Annotated in this window: 13 protein-coding genes; 5 read left to right on the top strand and 8 right to left on the bottom strand. The window is 71.7% G+C overall.

Translation table 11 applies throughout. The annotated features are described in order from the left end of the window. Positions 1 to 43: 43 nt before the first annotated feature. Positions 44 to 892 carry a hypothetical protein gene (locus tag ACZ4SF_RS19190; protein WP_468385559.1) on the bottom strand — a complete coding sequence of 283 codons (849 nt, stop codon included), beginning with the start codon at positions 890 to 892 and terminating at the stop codon, positions 44 to 46. 74 nt (positions 893 to 966) lie between these two features. Between ACZ4SF_RS19190 and ACZ4SF_RS19185 the strand changes: the two genes are divergently transcribed. The 3 genes from ACZ4SF_RS19185 (at position 967) to ACZ4SF_RS19175 (ending at position 4,138) form a co-directional block, all read left to right on the top strand. After that, complete coding sequence (locus ACZ4SF_RS19185) at positions 967 to 1,755, top strand: SDR family oxidoreductase (RefSeq protein ID WP_468385556.1); 789 nt, start codon at positions 967 to 969, stop codon at positions 1,753 to 1,755. Positions 1,756 to 1,882: 127 nt separating this feature from the next. Continuing rightward, positions 1,883 to 3,451 carry a sodium:solute symporter family protein gene (locus ACZ4SF_RS19180; protein ID WP_468385553.1) on the top strand — a complete coding sequence of 523 codons (1,569 nt, stop codon included), beginning with the start codon at positions 1,883 to 1,885 and terminating at the stop codon, positions 3,449 to 3,451. Positions 3,452 to 3,520: 69 nt separating this feature from the next. Beyond that, complete coding sequence (locus ACZ4SF_RS19175) at positions 3,521 to 4,138, top strand: hypothetical protein (protein WP_468385550.1); 618 nt, start codon at positions 3,521 to 3,523, stop codon at positions 4,136 to 4,138. A 2-nt stretch (positions 4,139 to 4,140) separates the two neighbouring features. On the opposite strand, the gene ACZ4SF_RS19170 is transcribed toward ACZ4SF_RS19175, so the two are convergent. Next, a complete protein-coding gene (locus tag ACZ4SF_RS19170; protein ID WP_468385548.1) occupies positions 4,141 to 5,256 on the bottom strand; it encodes an ADP-ribosylglycohydrolase family protein in 1,116 nt (371 codons plus the stop codon). A 145-nt stretch (positions 5,257 to 5,401) separates the two neighbouring features. Then, positions 5,402 to 6,142 carry a TetR/AcrR family transcriptional regulator gene (locus ACZ4SF_RS19165; protein ID WP_468385546.1) on the bottom strand — a complete coding sequence of 247 codons (741 nt, stop codon included), beginning with the start codon at positions 6,140 to 6,142 and terminating at the stop codon, positions 5,402 to 5,404. A 103-nt stretch (positions 6,143 to 6,245) separates the two neighbouring features. Between ACZ4SF_RS19165 and ACZ4SF_RS19160 the strand changes: the two genes are divergently transcribed. After that, positions 6,246 to 7,271: an alpha/beta fold hydrolase gene (locus tag ACZ4SF_RS19160; RefSeq protein WP_468385543.1), complete on the top strand. Its 1,026-nt coding sequence runs from the start codon at positions 6,246 to 6,248 to the stop codon at positions 7,269 to 7,271. Between the two features lie 17 nt (positions 7,272 to 7,288). Here the strand turns inward: ACZ4SF_RS19160 and ACZ4SF_RS19155 are convergent, their stop codons facing one another. Continuing rightward, entirely contained in the window at positions 7,289 to 7,459 is a 171-nt protein-coding gene (locus tag ACZ4SF_RS19155) for a hypothetical protein (protein ID WP_468385540.1), read from the bottom strand. A 194-nt stretch (positions 7,460 to 7,653) separates the two neighbouring features. Between ACZ4SF_RS19155 and ACZ4SF_RS19150 the strand changes: the two genes are divergently transcribed. Further along, positions 7,654 to 8,169: a DUF2165 domain-containing protein gene (locus tag ACZ4SF_RS19150; RefSeq protein WP_468385537.1), complete on the top strand. Its 516-nt coding sequence runs from the start codon at positions 7,654 to 7,656 to the stop codon at positions 8,167 to 8,169. Positions 8,170 to 8,199: 30 nt separating this feature from the next. On the opposite strand, the gene ACZ4SF_RS19145 is transcribed toward ACZ4SF_RS19150, so the two are convergent. The 4 genes from ACZ4SF_RS19145 to ACZ4SF_RS19130 form a co-directional block, all read right to left on the bottom strand. Further along, positions 8,200 to 8,763 carry a hypothetical protein gene (locus ACZ4SF_RS19145; RefSeq protein WP_468385535.1) on the bottom strand — a complete coding sequence of 188 codons (564 nt, stop codon included), beginning with the start codon at positions 8,761 to 8,763 and terminating at the stop codon, positions 8,200 to 8,202. 135 nt (positions 8,764 to 8,898) lie between these two features. After that, positions 8,899 to 11,595: a tetratricopeptide repeat protein gene (locus tag ACZ4SF_RS19140; protein WP_468385532.1), complete on the bottom strand. Its 2,697-nt coding sequence runs from the start codon at positions 11,593 to 11,595 to the stop codon at positions 8,899 to 8,901. An 86-nt stretch (positions 11,596 to 11,681) separates the two neighbouring features. Further along, a complete protein-coding gene (locus ACZ4SF_RS19135) occupies positions 11,682 to 14,267 on the bottom strand; it encodes a bifunctional FO biosynthesis protein CofGH (RefSeq protein ID WP_468385529.1) in 2,586 nt (861 codons plus the stop codon). Between the two features lie 78 nt (positions 14,268 to 14,345). Next, a complete protein-coding gene (locus ACZ4SF_RS19130) occupies positions 14,346 to 15,206 on the bottom strand; it encodes an LLM class F420-dependent oxidoreductase (RefSeq protein WP_468385526.1) in 861 nt (286 codons plus the stop codon). Positions 15,207 to 15,335 lie beyond the last annotated feature (129 nt).

Raw genomic sequence — 15,335 nt, 5'->3', positions numbered from 1 at the left:
CCGGCCGGCTCGGTCGGCCCGGCCGGCCCGGCCGGCCCGGGTGCTACTCCGCTCCCCGTAGCTCGGTCACGTAGCGGTCGGTGCCCGGTACCGTCGGGATGAACGGCGCCAGCAGCTCCACGCGGCCGAGCCCCGACCCGGCCACCTGCTCGTCCAGGCCCGTGAAGTGCTCCTCCCAGCACTCCCTGGGGTCGGCCTCCAGGAACCACAGCAGTGTCAGCCGGGTGTCGACGCCCTCCACCTGCTTCACGTACGTCATCCGGTCGCCCGGCAGCGGCGTCGGCCGGAACACCGTCACCATGGCGGACGGGGAACCCGCGAGGCGCCGGGGCAGGTGCCGGGTGCCGAGCCAGTCCAGCAGTTGTGCCCGCTGCTCCGCCGACTCCGCGTCGATCACCTCCAGCACCAGCCCCGCGTAGGGGTGGTCGAGGGCGTGGTGGTCCCGCGGGCCCGCCGCGCCGTCCCGGTACACCGTCGTCTGGTGGTCCTGGAAGGCCGTGAAGACGTGGGTGCGGCCGTGATGGACGCGGGCGTCCCTGTTGAGGCGCTTGTTGATGGCGACCGTCCACTTCATGTGGTCGTCGTAACGGCCGTCGGTGATCCAGTACGTGGAGAGGTAGCAGCCGGCGGTGACCGGCTGGGCGACGGCCGACTTCTCGGGGCGGCGCAGGAGCTGCAGGTCACGGGTGGCGACCCAGCGGCGGCCGGCGTACATCCAGGGCATGGCCATCGCGCCGGCGTAGTAGTGGTCGTCCTCGTACCAGCGGTTGTAGGCGTACTCGTGGCCGGGGTGCGGCTCGACCATCGTGATCAGGGCGTGCCCGGGGCGGACGCCGTAGGGGCCGACGGCGGCCAGTTCGGCGTACAGCTCGCTGCGGGTGTCCTCGCTCATGCGGTTCCCCTTTCGTGCGGTCGCCCATACTCTGACGCCCCGTCAGATGAAGCGCCATAGCAGGGGAGGCCGGAATGTCTCTGCTCGCGGGCAAGACCGTCGTCGTCTCGGGGGTCGGGGCCGGGCTCGGCCATCAGGTCGCGGCGGCCGTCGTACGGGACGGCGGGAACGCGGTGCTGGGGGCGCGCACCGAGGCGAACCTCGCCAAGAGCGCCGCCGGGATCGATCCGGAGGGCGCGCGCACGGCGTACCGGGCGACCGACATCACCGACGAGGGGCAGTGCGAGGCACTGGCCGCGCTGGCGTGGGAGCGGTTCGGCGGGATCGACGCCGTGGTGCAGGTGGCGGCCTGGGACTCGTACTTCGGCGGGCTGGAGGACGCCGACTTCGCGACCTGGCAGTCGGTCATCGACGTGAACCTGCTGGGGACCCTGCGGATGACCCGGGCCTGCCTGCCGGCGCTGAAGGCGGGCGGGGGCGGGTCGGTGGTGTTCATCGGGACGCAGTCGGCGGTGGCAGCGCCCTCGCAGGTGCGGCAGGCCGCGTACGCCGCCTCGAAAGGGGCGCTGAGCAGCGCGATGTACTCGCTGGCCCGGGAGCTGGGGTCGCACCGGATCCGGGTCAACACCGTGTTGCCGGGCTGGATGTGGGGGCCGCCGGTGCAGGCGTACGTGCAGTTCACCGCGCAGGCCGAGGGGGTGCCGGAGGACGAGGTGCTGGGGCGGCTGAGCGAGCGGATGGCGTTGCCGGAGCTGGCCACCGACGGGGATGTGGCGGACGCGGCGGTGTTCCTGGCCTCGGACCGGGCACGGGCGATCACGGGTCAGTCCTTGCTGGTCAACGCGGGTGAGCTGATGCGCTGACGACAGAAGCGACTCCAACGACCCTGTTCATATGCATGAATAGAGGTCAATGACACGAACAATTTTGCCGTGACTTGACCTTACACTTGCTTGTCGTGTTCATGTGCTCGCACCCACGATCGGGCACATGAACAGTCTCGACTGGGCCGTGCTCATCGGCTACTTCGGTGTGATGGTCGCGATCGGCGTCTGGTCGCACAAGCGCGTGGACAACGTCTCCGACTTCTTCACGGCCGGCGGCAAGATGCCCTGGTGGCTCTCGGGCATCTCGCACCACATGTCGGGCTACAGCGCCGTGATGTTCACCGGGTACGCGGGCATCGCCTACACCTACGGCGTCACCTCCTTCATCACCTGGTCCTTCCCCATCGCGATCGGCATCGCCATCGGGTCGAAGCTGTTCGCGCCGCGCATCAACCGGCTGCGGTCCCGGCTCCATGTGGCCTCCCCGCTGGAGTACCTGAAGAACCGCTACAACCAGCCCACCCAGCAGGCGCTCGCCTGGTCCGGCATGCTGCTGAAGATCGTGGACGTGGGCGCCAAGTGGGCGGCGATCGCGACGCTGTTGTCCGTGTTCACGGGGGTGTCCCTGAACCAGGGCATCCTCATCACCGGTGCGATCACCGCGGTCTACTGCACGATCGGCGGACTGTGGGCGGACGCGCTGACCGAACTCGGCCAGTTCGTCATCCAGTTGCTGGCCGGCATCTCGATGTTCGTGGCCGTCGTGGTGAAGCTGAGCGACAAGGACATCGGCTTCCTCGGCGCCTGGGACGAGCCCGCGCTGCACGGGCACGGCAAGCCGCTGGTCGGCCCGTACGGCACGGTGTTCCTGCTGGCGTTCCTGTTCATCAAGCTCTTCGAGTACAACGGCGGCATGCTCAACCAGGCCCAGCGCTACATGGCCACCGGCAGCGCCTACGAGGCCGAGCGCTCGGCCCGGCTGTCGGCGATCCTGTGGCTGGTGTGGCCGGTGGTCCTGTTCTTCCCGATGTGGATGTCCCCGCTGCTGGTCCACGCGCAGAAGCCGGACGGCTCGGACTCCTACGCCCTGATGACCGAACAGCTGCTGCCGCACGGCCTGCTGGGCCTGGTCATCGTCGGCTTCTTCTCGCACACCATGGCCATGTGCTCCTCCGACGCGAACGCGATAGCGGCGGTGTTCACCCGTGACGTCGCTCCGGCGCTGTCCTCCCGTGCCCGGGCGTGGGGCGACCGCTCGGGCCTGATCGCGGCCCGGATGACGACGGTCGTCTTCCTCGGGCTGTCCATGGCGGTGGCGACCCAGGTCAACTCCCCTGCCTTCAAGGACATCATCACCGTCGTCATCAAGTGGGTGGCCGGTCTGATGGGCCCGATCGCCATCCCGATGATGCTCGGCCTGCTCCGCCCGTTCCGCCGCTCCGGCCCGACCGCGGCGCTCACCGGCTGGGCGGCGGGCCTCCTGGCCTTCTGGCTGGTCAACTACCCCGTCACCTGGAACGTCGACGGCGGCGTCCCCCTCCAGTACCAGGTCTCGGTCCCGCTCGCGGTCTCCCTGGTCCTGTACATCCTGATCGGCTACGCGAAGCCGGAGGACACCCCGGAACGGCTGGCGGTCATCGAACGGGTCAACACGGACGGCGACGCGTCGGCGATCCCGGTACCGGCCGCGGCGGGTGACGACATCGTGGGAGCACCCAACCAGGCCTTGTAGATCGTGGGAGCACCCAACCCGGCCTTGTAGTCTGCCCGTTGATCTTCAAAGGGCAGGAACGGGGAAACGATGAGTCTGGACGAAGTGCGGGCGGCCTCCCGGCTGGTGGGCCGCCGAACCACCCTGCGGTATCTGGCCATCGGTGTCGGCGCGTCGCTGCTCGCCGCGTGCAAGGGCAACGGGAACGACAAGGGCCACGAAAGCGGCGACAACGGCAACGGCAACGGCAAGACGAGCGGCGGCGGCAGCCAGAGCGGGGCCACCGGCGTGACGGGCAGGGCGTTCGCGGCCTTCGTGCGCGGTTCGTGGAAGGTCACCTCGCAGCCGCCGGGTGCGAGCGCCGAGCCGTACAGCTACACCGTCACCGTGGGCGACGGGACGTGGGCCATGAACGCCGGCGACCGGTCGCCGAAGGGCACGTGGGCGCTCCAGGGCGGCCGGCTCGCCCTCCAGGTGCCCGAACGGCTCGACCCCGACAGCAGCGACATGGACGAGGCCGCCGCCGCGAACGTGCCGGCCACGGTGGGGGACTCCGTCTCCCTCATGCTGCCGTGGCAGCCGCCCGGTGTCTCGGGCACCGCTTCCGGCGAGCGGCTGGACGTGCAGTACAACAAGCAGGCCGGCCTGCGCATCCGCCACTTCGACGCGCACGGCAGCATGACCGTCCACCACTGCGTCCGCGCCTGAGGTCAGGCACGCGGATACCGTGCCAGCCAGCCCGGTGACGACCCGGCGGGGCCGTGCAGGGCCGGGCCCTGGGTCATTTCCATGGCGAAGTCGTCGGCCAGTTCCAGGGTCGTGGGGCGGCCCTCCAGCTCGGCCAGCCAGGCCGGGGGGAGGGCCGTTTCGCCGTGGAGGGCGCCCAGGAGGCCGCCGGTGAGGGCGCCCGCGGCGGCCGAGGGGCCACTCTGGTTCACCGCCAGGCACAGGCCGTGCCGTACGTCCTCCCCCACCAGCGCGCAGTACACGGACGCGGCCAGCAGCCCGTCCGCCGTGCCGTCGCCGGCCAGCTCCTCCACCCGGGCGGGGGTCGGCATCCCCTGCCGTACCGCGCCCAGTGCGTGCTGCAGTGCGTCCGAGACCGGCTGGTGGCCGGGGCGGACGGCGAGCAGGGCGAGGGCCCGCTGCACCGCGCCGTCCAGGCTGTCGCCACGGGCCAGCGCGTGCACGATCACCGCGTACGCGCCCGCCGACAGGTAGGCGATGGGGTGCCCGTGGGTCTGGGCCGCGCACTCCACGGCCAGCTGCACGACGAGCTGCGGCTCCCAGCCGACCAGCAGTCCGAACGGCGCCGAGCGGGCGACGGCCTCCGGCCCCAGCTCGCCGGGGTTCTTCGGGGACTCCAGTGTGCCCATGGTCTCGTCGCCGAGTCCGACGAGCAGGGCCCGGGTCGGGTCACGGCGGGCGTACAGCCACTCCTCCCGGGCCAGCCACCCGTCGTCCTTGCGGCGCTCGTCGGGGCCCCAGTCCCGCTGGGTGGCGGCCCAGCGCAGATACGCCCGGTGCAGATCGGTCGGCGGATGCCAGGCGCCGGTGTCACGGCGCACCTGGGCGCGGATCAGCCCGTCGACGGTGAACAGGGTGAGCTGGGTGTGGTGGGTGACCGTGCCGCGCCGGCCGTGTCCGAAGGCCAGGTCCAGCAGGCCCTCGCCGCCGTACGCGGCCCGGATCTCCTCCAGGGACAGCGGGTCGGCCGGCCCGCCCAGCGCGTCGCCCACGGCGACCCCGAGCAGGGTGCCGCGCACCCTGCTGCGGAAGTCCTGCTGTTCGGCGCGGCCCCAGACGGCACCGGACGTCATCGTCACCAGACCTCCTCACGGCACCGTCCGCCCGTACGACGCTAGGCACTGTAATCGACCGGGAATGGTCCGTTCAGCGGGGCGAAACAGCCACCGGAGGGCATTTCCGGTCAGTCGATCCGGCCTGGCCCTCCTGGCCGTGCGGTCCGTCCTACGCCCCGGAGGCGACGAGCGCTTCGACGCCGTCCAGGATGCGGTCGAGCCCGAACTCCAGCGGATCGGTGCCGTCCGGCTGAAAGGCGCCCTCGGCGACGGCCTTGGTGAGGGCCGGGAAGCGGTCGGCGTGCCGGGCGAGGAGGTCGGCGGTGAGCCGGTCCCACTCCCGTCCCTGCGCCTCCTCGTGGTCGCTGCGCTGCTGGGCGAGGTTGCGGACCAGGCCGATGAGCAGCAGGAAGATCTGATGGCGCCGGGCACCGCCGAGGCCGGTGGGCTCCAGGGCGGCGAGAGCGGTGTCCAGCCAGTGCAGCTGGCAGGGGCCCATGATCTGCCGGCGCATGGCGGTGGCGTGGAGCAGCCAGGGGTGGGCGGCGTAGACGCGTGCGCACTGGCGGGTCCATTCCCGCACGGCCGTACGCCAGTCACCGTCCGGTACGTCGGACAGGTCCGGGCCCTCGGCGAGGACCGACTCCACCATCAGCTCCACGAGTTCGGTCTTGCCGGGGACGTACCGGTACAGCGCCATGGCCGAAACGCCGAATCCGCCGGCGACCTTGTTCATGGACACGGCGTCCAGGCCCTCGGCATCGGCCAGTTCGGCGCCGGCCGCGGCGATGCGCTGCGGGCTCAGCTTGGGCTTGGGACCGCGGGTGGGCTGCTCCTGTTCACCCCAGAGCAGCGCGAGGCTCGCCCGTGGGTCGCGTGACTTGTCCTGGTCCTTGTTCCGTCCGGCCATCGGCCCCTCCCTCTGTGCTCCGGCGAAGCCCGTTGACTCCGCACTCCAACTGTATATACCGTAAACACAACTGCTGACGACATAAACAGTTCAGGGGGGCACCATGCTGCTCACCTACCGCGCCCTCAAGCGCCGCGCCCACGCCAAGAACCTGCGGATCACGGCCCCGCACGGCATCGACCAGTCCTCGTACGTCCGCATCGGCGGCATCGACCAGTGGATCTCGATCCGCGGCGAGGACCTGGCGAATCCGGTGATCCTGGAGATCCACGGCGGCCCCGGCGCCTCCAACCTCGTCTTCGCGCCGCGCACCCGCGCCTGGGAGCGGCATTTCACGATCGTCCGCTGGGACATGCGGGGCGCCGGCAAGACCTTCACGGCGGGCGGCCCGCAGGGCCAGGGCGAGATGACCCTCGACCGCCTCTACGCCGACGCCCTGGAGGTGACGGCCCATGTCCGCGCCCGTCTCGGCGTCGCCAAGGTGCTGCTGGTCGCCAACAGCTTCGGCACGGTCACCGGTCTCCGCCTGGCCCGCAACCACCCCGAGCTGTACTCGGCGTACGTGGGCACCGACCAGAACATCATCGGCGGCGGCCGGGACACCTCGGCGTACCAGGCGCTGCGGGAGCGGCTGCGGAAGGCCGGCAAGAAGAAGGAGCTGGCGAAGGTGGTGGCCATGGGAGCGGACCGGTCCGTCTGGTCGGCGCGCGAGTGGTCGGAGTACGCGAAGATCGTGGCCACCACCGATCCGCTGACCTACGACACGATGAAGACGGTCGTCATCCGCTCCCTGTGGTTCTCGCCCCTCCACGACCTGCGCGGACTGCGCACGTACATGAGAGGCATGAACTTCTCCGAACAACTGGGCCCGCAGGCGACGACGATCGACGAGCGGGCCGAGGGCACCGCCTTCCGCCTGCCCTTCTTCCTCTTCCAGGGCGACAGCGACGTCCTCACCCCGCCGGAGCCGGCCCGCGCCTTCTTCGAGGACGTCACGGCCCCGGTGAAGGACTTCGCCCTGATCCGGGGGGCGAGCCACTTCGCGTCCTTCCGGCACCCCGACCAGTTCCTGGACCTGCTGCTCACCAAGGTCCGGCCGGTGGTGACGGGCGAGGCCGCACGGCACTGAAAGCCGTCAGGGCGGGCTCAGCCGTACCAAGTGATGTTGCAGACGTAGACGCGTTCGTGCCGGAGTACGGCGAGGAAACCGATGACGCCGCGCCCGCCGAGGATGTCGAACTCGCGCAGTCCGCCCTCGCGGTCGAACCAGGTCGGCTTGCGTCCCGCCGAGTTGACGACTGACCTCCGTGCCGACATCGAGCACCTGGTGCACCGGGTCGTGGATACGCGGGACCCGGCCTCCCGGGACTCCCCACTCTCATGGGCGACGATCCCGACACGTAGGGTGAGCCACGAAGGGCGAGGAGGCCGCCGCTGACGGCAAGCCGGGCGCCGTCGCCTCGCGGCCGAAAACGGCTGACAGCCAGGGGGGATCGGGAAGAATCCCGGTCATGACCATGACCCCCACCACCCCCGCGCGCCACACCGGCCTCCAGCTTGCCGCCGGTGTGCTCACCGGCATACTCGCCCTCTACATCGCCCTGGTCGCCCTCGGGAACATCACCGACTTCGGGACCAACCAGCAGTTCGTGCGGCACGTGCTGGCGATGGACACGACCTTCAAGGACGACGACCTGATGTGGCGGGCGATCACCAGCACCGCCCTGCAGGACACGGCCTACGTCCTGATCATCGTGTGGGAGACGGTTGCGGCGCTCGTGCTGATCCGGGGGACGTGGCTCTGGGCGCGGCGCGATGACGACCGCGCCCGGCGGTTCTCCACCTACGGGCTGCTGATGCTTCTGCTGCTCTTCGGCGCCGGGTTCATCGCGATCGGCGGTGAGTGGTTCTCGATGTGGCAGTCGAAGACCTGGAACGGGCTGGACGCGGCGGCCCGGGTGTTCCTGCTCAGCGGGGTGGCGTTGATCGTCAACCACCTGCCCGTCCCGCGGCGGGACGCCAGTTGACGGCCGCCATGTCGGTGTCCTGAACGGACGCTAGTCGACGACGGCCACCTTGGTGCCCTGATCGCCGAAGGACCAGAGCGCGGCTCCGTCCTCCTTGTGCATGCGGATGCCGCCCAGCTTCTGGCCGTTGGCCGGCGGCGGCGACGCGCCGTCGAGGGCGTTGGAGAAGGCGACGTTCACACCGGCCACCTTGGTGAAGTACATGACGTGCTCGATCTCCACGCCGTCCGAGCCCTTGAGGGACTGGGTGCGCAGGGTGATCGAGTAGCGGCCGGGCTGCGGGCTGACCGTGCCCGGCCACACGGTGAACGTGCGGGTCGCCCGGCCGGTCGCGTCGACGAGCCAGACCCGCTTCTCGCCCACCGAGTAGACGATCCGGCGGCCCTCACCGGACTGGTCCGGCAGCGCGGGGGCCGCCGGTGCCTCCGGGCTCGTGCTCGGGTGGGCGCTCGGCGACGCCGATGCGCTGGGCCGGGTCGTCGCGGCCGTGGGATGCGGCCCGTGGTCCGCCTGGACGGCGAGGACGACCACGGCCGCGGTCGCTCCCGCCGTCAGACCGGTGACCCAGGCCCACGAGGGCAGTCGGGCAGCCACGGGTACGCATCTCCTCGCTACTCAACCCCTCCGCCGGGGGTCGCATCATCGTACTGCTGCCCCGCGGCCCCTCCCCTCGCCGGTTCCCGCCCCAGTCCGCCCAGCCCGCCCCGGTCCGGCCCCTCCGCCCCTCCGTCACTCCTCGTCCGGGACGGCGCGGGCGCCGTCCCGTCCGGACATCCGGGCGAAGGCCGGGTTGGCGGCGGCCGAGGACTCCACACGCGCCGCCTCGACCGAGGCACCCTCGGCGTGCAGCGCCCGGACCAGGTCGTGCAGCACGATCGCCTCGTTCCACTCGTAGGCACCACCCCGGTAGACGGCCAGCGCCGCCTCCAGATCGGCACGTGCCTGCTGCGGATGACCCAGTTCGCGGTGGGCGACTCCGCGCAGGTGCAGGGCCATGGCCTCGGCGTAGGCGTCGCCGGCCCGCTGTGTCACCTCCACCGCCTCCGTGAGCGGAGCCGACGCCTCGGCGGGCCGGCCCTGGCGCAGGTGCAGCCAGCCGACGTCGCGCTGCGTATGGGCGTGCCACACCTCGTGCCCCAGCTGCCGGAAGACGGCGAGGGACGCCTGGGCCGCGGTCCAGGCGTCGTCGTAGCGTTCCATCCCGGCGTACACGCGGATGCGCGCGTTGTCGATGCGGCCGACCCAGAGCCGTTCGCCCATGGGGCCGAAGATCTCCTCGGCCTTGTCGTACTCCTGAAGCGCCTTCTCGCGGCGGCCGAGCAGCCGGTAGATCTTGCCCAGCGCGTACCGGCTCGCGCCCTCCCAGAAGCGGTCGCCCAAGACCCGGAAGTCGTGCACGGCCTGCTCCAGGAGCGGTGCGGCCTCCTCGGGCCGGCGCAGATAGCCGAGCGTTTCGGCCAGGGTGCGGCGCAACCGGGCCTGGGACCGCCGGTCCTCGAACTCCTCCGCCAGGCTCAGCGCCTCCCGCTGGCTCTCCTCCGCCTTCTCGGGCTGCCCGCGCCACCGCTGGAACTCGCCGAGCTTCTCCAGGGAGGACAGCACGTGCCACCGGTCGTGGTCCGCGCGCAGTTCCCGCACGGCCGTCGTCATGTGGTCGAGGGCCGCCGGGTAGTCGCTCTTGGCCGCGTAGGCGCGCGCCACGACGATCCGGTCCCGCGCGGCGAGCGGAGCGGCGGAATCGGAACCGCCCCCGGGCAGGAACACGTCCAGCGCCGCGTCCGGTCTGCCGTTGTTCAGGGCTGCCGCGGCGCGGCCGCGCCGCAGACTGCCGAGCACCCGGGCCCGCTGCTCGGTGGGTGCGTCGAAGAGCCACTGCTCGGACTCGCCGGGCAGGGTGACGTCGTCGAGGAAGTAGGTGAAGCCCTCGGCCAGCTCCGCGCCCTCGGATTCCAGGCCGAGGCGCCGGGCACGGCCGATCGCCCACTGGATGCGTGCGCTCTCCCCCGCCACCCAGACTCCCGCCGTGCCGCGGTCCAGGTTGCCTGCGCGGTCGCGCGACGACTCCGCCCCGAGTTCCGGAGCACGGGCCGCGGCCAGGTACACGACCGCTTCACGATAGGCGCGGACCAGGCGCTGTTCGGCGGTGCGGCGCTCCTGCGGCGGCAGGGCGTCGTACTGCTCCTGAGCGAAGACACGCACCAGGTCGTGGAGGCGGTAGCCGGATTCCTCGGCACCGTCACCGCTGCCCTGCGCCTCCATCAGTCCCACGCCGACGAGTTCGTCGGCGACGACGCCCGCCCCGGCCGCCGTCGGCAGGCACCGGCCGACGTGCCAGTCGGTGAGTCTGCCCACGGGCAGGGCGGCCATCAGCGCGAACGCGTGCCGGGCGGTCTCCGGGAGGTCCCGGTGGATGAGGGACAGGCAGGCCTGCAGATTCCAGTTCTCGAAGACCAGTTCCTGCAACCGGTCGCGCTCGTCCTGGAGACGGGCGTGCATCCGCCGCAGCGTCAGGTCGTCACGGGTCGCCAGCTTTCCGCCGACGATGCGCAGCGCCAGCGGAAGCCGTCCGCAGAACCGCACGATCTCCAGGGCCGTCACGGGGTCCGCGGCGATCCGCTCCCGGCCCGCGTGCGCACTCAGGACCTCCAGGGCCTCGTCCTCGTCGGGGAGCACCACCTTCTCGCTGTGGCGCCGGGTGCTGCTCCCCGCCGACAGGGAACGCCGGCTCGTCACCAGCACCGAGCAGCCGGATCCGACGGGCAGAAGCGGCTGGATCTGTTCGGTGCTGTGCGCGTTGTCGAGGACGACGAGCAGCCGAAGGTTGTTCGTCAGGCTGCGGAAGCGCGCGGCCCGGTCGTCCGTCCGGCGGGGGATGTCCTCGGAAGCCGTGCCGAGGACGTGGAGGAACTCCCCCAGGACCTCGCCGCTGTCACGCGGGCTGTCCCCGTCCCCCCACAGGTCGACGTACAGCTGCCCGTCCGGATAGTGCTCCACGACCCGGTGCGCCACGTGCACGGCGAGAGCGGTCTTGCCCGTTCCGGCCGCGCCGTGCAGCACGATCACCGCTGCCTGCCCTGCGGCCGGATCTCCCGGCAGGGTGCCGCTCGCCGGGGTCGGTACGTCCCGGAGCCGGGCGACCAGGCCGGCGCTCAGGACGTCGCGGCCCACCAGGACGTCCGCGCGGGGGAGTTGGCGGGGTGGGTTCGGTCCCAGGTGTGCCGGCTCGCTCCGTTCGCCCTCCGAGTGGCGGTGCATGACCGCGGTCAGGCCCCCCACCAGCGCGACCGCACCGGCGAAGGCCCCCAGGGCCCACTCGCCCTTCAGCTCACTGAAGATCAGGTCACCGGACATCCCGGTCACGGCCAGCGCCACCGCGGTGCCTATCACCAGCCGCCGCGTGCGGCGGGCCTGAACCTCGCTCGACACCCTCACGCCCCCTGGAGTCAACGTGGCGGGATGATGGCACGGATCTTCCCGCCCGTGAGGTGCGCAGGCGCGGTATCCGGACAGGCTCAGTCCAGGACCGGCAGCAGCTCGGGGAGGTGGCCGTCGGACGCCTCGGCCGCCCGCCGGCGTTCCTCGGGGACCTCGCCGTAGAGCGTGGTGCGGGGCTTCGCGGGCCGGCCGGCCGCCTCGGCCACCGCCACCAGGTCCCGGACCGACTTGTACGAGCCGTACGACGAGCCCGCCATCCGGGAGATCGTCTCCTCCATGAGGGTGCCGCCCAGGTCGTTGGCGCCGGAGCGGAGCATCTCGGCCGCCCCCTCGGCGCCCAGTTTCACCCAGCTTGTCTGGATGTTGGGGATCCAGGGGTGCAGGAGCAGCCGGGCCGTCGCGGTGACCGCCCGGTTGTCCCGCATCGTCGGGCCCGGGCGGGAGATGCCCGCCAGGTAGACCGGTGCGTTGGTGTGGATGAAGGGCAGGGTCACGAACTCGGTGAAGCCGCCCGTCTCGCGCTGGACCCGGGCCAGGGTGCGCAGATGGCCGAGCCAGTGGCGGGGCTGGTCCACGTGGCCGTACATCATCGTGGAGGACGAGCGGATGCCCAGCTCGTGCGCCGTCGTGATGACCTCGATCCAGGTGGCCGTGGGCAGCTTGCCCTTGGTCAGCACCCAGCGGACCTCGTCGTCCAGGATCTCCGCCGCCGTACCCGGGACGGAGTCCAGCCCGGCCTCCTTGGCGGCCGTCAGCCACTCCCGGATCGGCATGCCCGTGCGGGTGGCACCGTTCACCACCTCCATCGGCGAGAAGGCGTGCACATGCATGCCGGGGACCCGCTCCTTCACCGCCCTGGCGATGTCGAAGTACGCCGTGCCCGGCAGGTCCGGGTGGATGCCGCCCTGCATGCACACCTCGACCGCGCCCACCTCCCAGGCCTGCTCGGCCCGGTCGGCCACCTGCTCCAGCGAGAGCGTGTACGCGTCGGCGTCCGTGCGGCGCTGTGCGAAGGCGCAGAAGCGGCAGCCCGTGTAACAGACGTTGGTGAAGTTGATGTTGCGGGTGACGATGTAGGTGACGTCGTCGCCGACCGCCGAGCGGCGTACGTCGTCGGCGATCCGGCACAGCGCGTCCAGCGCCGGGCCGTCCGCGTGCAGCAGGGCCAGGGCCTCGGCGTCGGTCAGCCGGGTCGGGTCGTCGGCCGCGGTGCGCAGCGCCTCGCGCACGTCGGCCTCGATGCGCTCCGGCGCCATGCCGGGGGCCGCCGCCTCGCGCAGCGCCTCCCAGTCGCCGTACACCTCGTCGAAGTCGGCGCGCCGGTCGCCCGTACGGCCCTCGGTGTCGATCGAGGTGTGCAGGTCCGTACGGCCCGACGCCACGAAGACCTCCTCGGGCTCCTGCCACGGGTGCCCCTGGACCACCGCGTCCGGGAGGGCCAGGCCCGTCTCCGGGTCGGCCAGGGCGCTGACGTGCGGGCGCAGCCGGGGATCCAGCCAGGGCTCGCCACGGCGGACGAACTCCGGGTACACACAGAGGCGTTCGCGCAGCTCGAAGCCGGCGGCCCGGGACCGCTCGGCCAGCTCCTCGATCTGCGGCCAGGGGCGTTCCGGGTTGACGTGGTCGATGGTCAGGGGCGACACCCCGCCCCAGTCGTCGATGCCGGCGCCGATCAGCCGCCCGTACTCGGAGTCGACGAGGTTCGGCGGGGCCTGGAGGCAGGCGCTCGGGCCCATGATGTGCCGGGCCACGGCCACCGTGGCGACGAGTTCGTCCAGTTCGGCGTCCGGCATGCCGCGCATCGCCGTGTCCGGCTTGGCGCGGAAGTTCTGGATGATCAGTTCCTGGATGCCGTGGTGGGCGCGGGAGACCTTCCGGAGGGCGAACAGGGACTCGGCGCGCTCCTCGTGGGTCTCGCCGATGCCGATGAGGAGGCCGGAGGTGAACGGCACGGAGGAACGGCCGGCGTCCTCCAGGACGCGCAGCCGTACGGCGGGTTCCTTGTCCGGGGAGCCGTGGTGCGGGCCGCCGGGCTCGGACCAGAGCCGCTCGGCGGTCGTCTCCAGCATCATGCCCATGCTCGGCGCGACCGGCTTCAGCCGCTGGAAGTCCGTCCAGCTCATCACGCCCGGGTTGAGGTGGGGCAGCAGGCCCGTCTCCTCCAGGATGCGGATGGAGACGGCCCGGACATAGGCGATGGTGTCGTCGTAGCCGTGCGCATCGAGCCACTCGCGCGCCTCGGGCCACCGGTCCTCGGGCTTGTCGCCGAGGGTGATCAGGGCTTCCTTGCAGCCGAGTGCGGCCCCCTTGCGGGCGATGTCCAGCACCTCGTCCGGGGACATGAACATCCCGTGCCCGGCGCGGCGCAGCTTGCCGGGCACGGTGGCGAAGGTGCAGTAGTGGCACTTGTCCCGGCACAGCCGGGTCAGGGGGATGAAGACGCTCTTCGAGTACGTGATGACGCCGGGCCTGCCCGCCGCCTGCAGCCCCGCGTCCCGTACCCGGGCAGCGGACGCGGCGAGGTCGGTGAGGGCCTCGCCGCGCGCCTGGAGCAGGACCGACGCCTCGGCGACATCGAGGGCGACGCCGTCCCGGGCACGTTTGAGGGCGCGACGCATGGAGTTCTCGGTGGGGCCGGTTCCGGGGGTCGCGGAAGTCGTCATCCCTTGAGCATACGTAGGGGCTGCGCCGGTTCGGCGAGGTCAGGGGCCCGGCAGGACACGCCGCCCGAGCCGGTGCCCTCACGCACTGTTCGCCCGCAGGAAGTTGCCGTACGCGTCCAGCGTCTTCAGCACCTCCGCCTCCCCCGCCGGCGGCAGTTGCAGGACGACTTCCTGCACGCCGAGTTCGGCGTAGTGCGCGAGTTTGCCGGGGCTGGGCAGGACGGCGTACGGGACCACCTGGAGGGACGCCGGGTCGCGGCCCGCGTCTGCCCAGACCGAGCGCAGCACCGGCAGGGACTCGGCGAGACCGCGCCCGCCGATCGGCATCCAGCCGTCCGCGTACTCGGCGATGTGCGCGAACAGCCTGGGCCCCGCGGCCCCGCCGACGAGCGTCCGCGGGCCCACCACCGGACCCCGCGGCTTCTGCACCGGCTTGGGGAACGCGAAGCTCGGCCGGACGCCGCCGAAACGCCCTTCGTGACCCGCCGGTTCCTCGGACCACAGGGCGCGCATGAGGCCCATCCGGTCCCGGACCAGTTCCCGGCGTTCGCGCCACTCGACGCCGTGGTCGGCGGCCTCCTCGACGTTCCAGCCGAAGCCGAGGCCGAGGGTGAAGCGACCGCCGCAGAGGTGGTCGAGGGTGGCGATCTGCTTGGCCAGGGCGATCGGGTCGTGCTGGGCGACGAGTGTGATCCCGGTGCCGAGCGCCAGCCGCTCGGTGACGGCCGCGGCCTGGGCGAGGGCGACGAAGGGGTCGAGGGTGCGGCCGTACTCGCGGGGCAGGTCGCCGCCGGCCGGGTACGGGGTGGTGCGTTCGACGGGGATGTGGGTGTGTTCGGGGAGGTAGAGGCCGGCGAAGCCGCGCGTTTCCAGCTCATGCGCGAGCCGGACGGGGGTGATGGTCTCGTCCGTGAGGAAGATCGTGACGGCGATACGCATGGGCCATCTGTACCGGGTGCGATGCGAAGTGTCCATACCGACTGGTTGGTTGTCCGCGGCCGGCGGGACCGGCCGATCGTCCACCGGCGGGGGCGGGCACCCTGTGGCCGATCGGGCCCGTGCGGCGAA

It is taken from the genome of Streptomyces sp. NPDC027663 (assembly GCF_055566415.1).
Note: the sequence above shows the minus strand (reverse complement) of the source record. Positions and strands in the feature narration are given on the sequence as shown.

Coding starts and splice junctions, on each gene's coding strand:
- ACZ4SF_RS19190 (WP_468385559.1), bottom strand. CDS start 892: ATGAGCGAGGACACCCGCAGCGAGCTGTACGCCGAACTGGCCGCCGTC.
- ACZ4SF_RS19185 (WP_468385556.1), top strand. CDS start 967: ATGTCTCTGCTCGCGGGCAAGACCGTCGTCGTCTCGGGGGTCGGGGCC.
- ACZ4SF_RS19180 (WP_468385553.1), top strand. CDS start 1,883: ATGAACAGTCTCGACTGGGCCGTGCTCATCGGCTACTTCGGTGTGATG.
- ACZ4SF_RS19175 (WP_468385550.1), top strand. CDS start 3,521: ATGAGTCTGGACGAAGTGCGGGCGGCCTCCCGGCTGGTGGGCCGCCGA.
- ACZ4SF_RS19165 (WP_468385546.1), bottom strand. CDS start 6,142: ATGGCCGGACGGAACAAGGACCAGGACAAGTCACGCGACCCACGGGCG.
- ACZ4SF_RS19160 (WP_468385543.1), top strand. CDS start 6,246: ATGCTGCTCACCTACCGCGCCCTCAAGCGCCGCGCCCACGCCAAGAAC.
- ACZ4SF_RS19155 (WP_468385540.1), bottom strand. CDS start 7,459: ATGTCGGCACGGAGGTCAGTCGTCAACTCGGCGGGACGCAAGCCGACC.
- ACZ4SF_RS19150 (WP_468385537.1), top strand. CDS start 7,654: ATGACCATGACCCCCACCACCCCCGCGCGCCACACCGGCCTCCAGCTT.
- ACZ4SF_RS19135 (WP_468385529.1), bottom strand. CDS start 14,267: ATGACGACTTCCGCGACCCCCGGAACCGGCCCCACCGAGAACTCCATG.
- ACZ4SF_RS19130 (WP_468385526.1), bottom strand. CDS start 15,206: ATGCGTATCGCCGTCACGATCTTCCTCACGGACGAGACCATCACCCCC.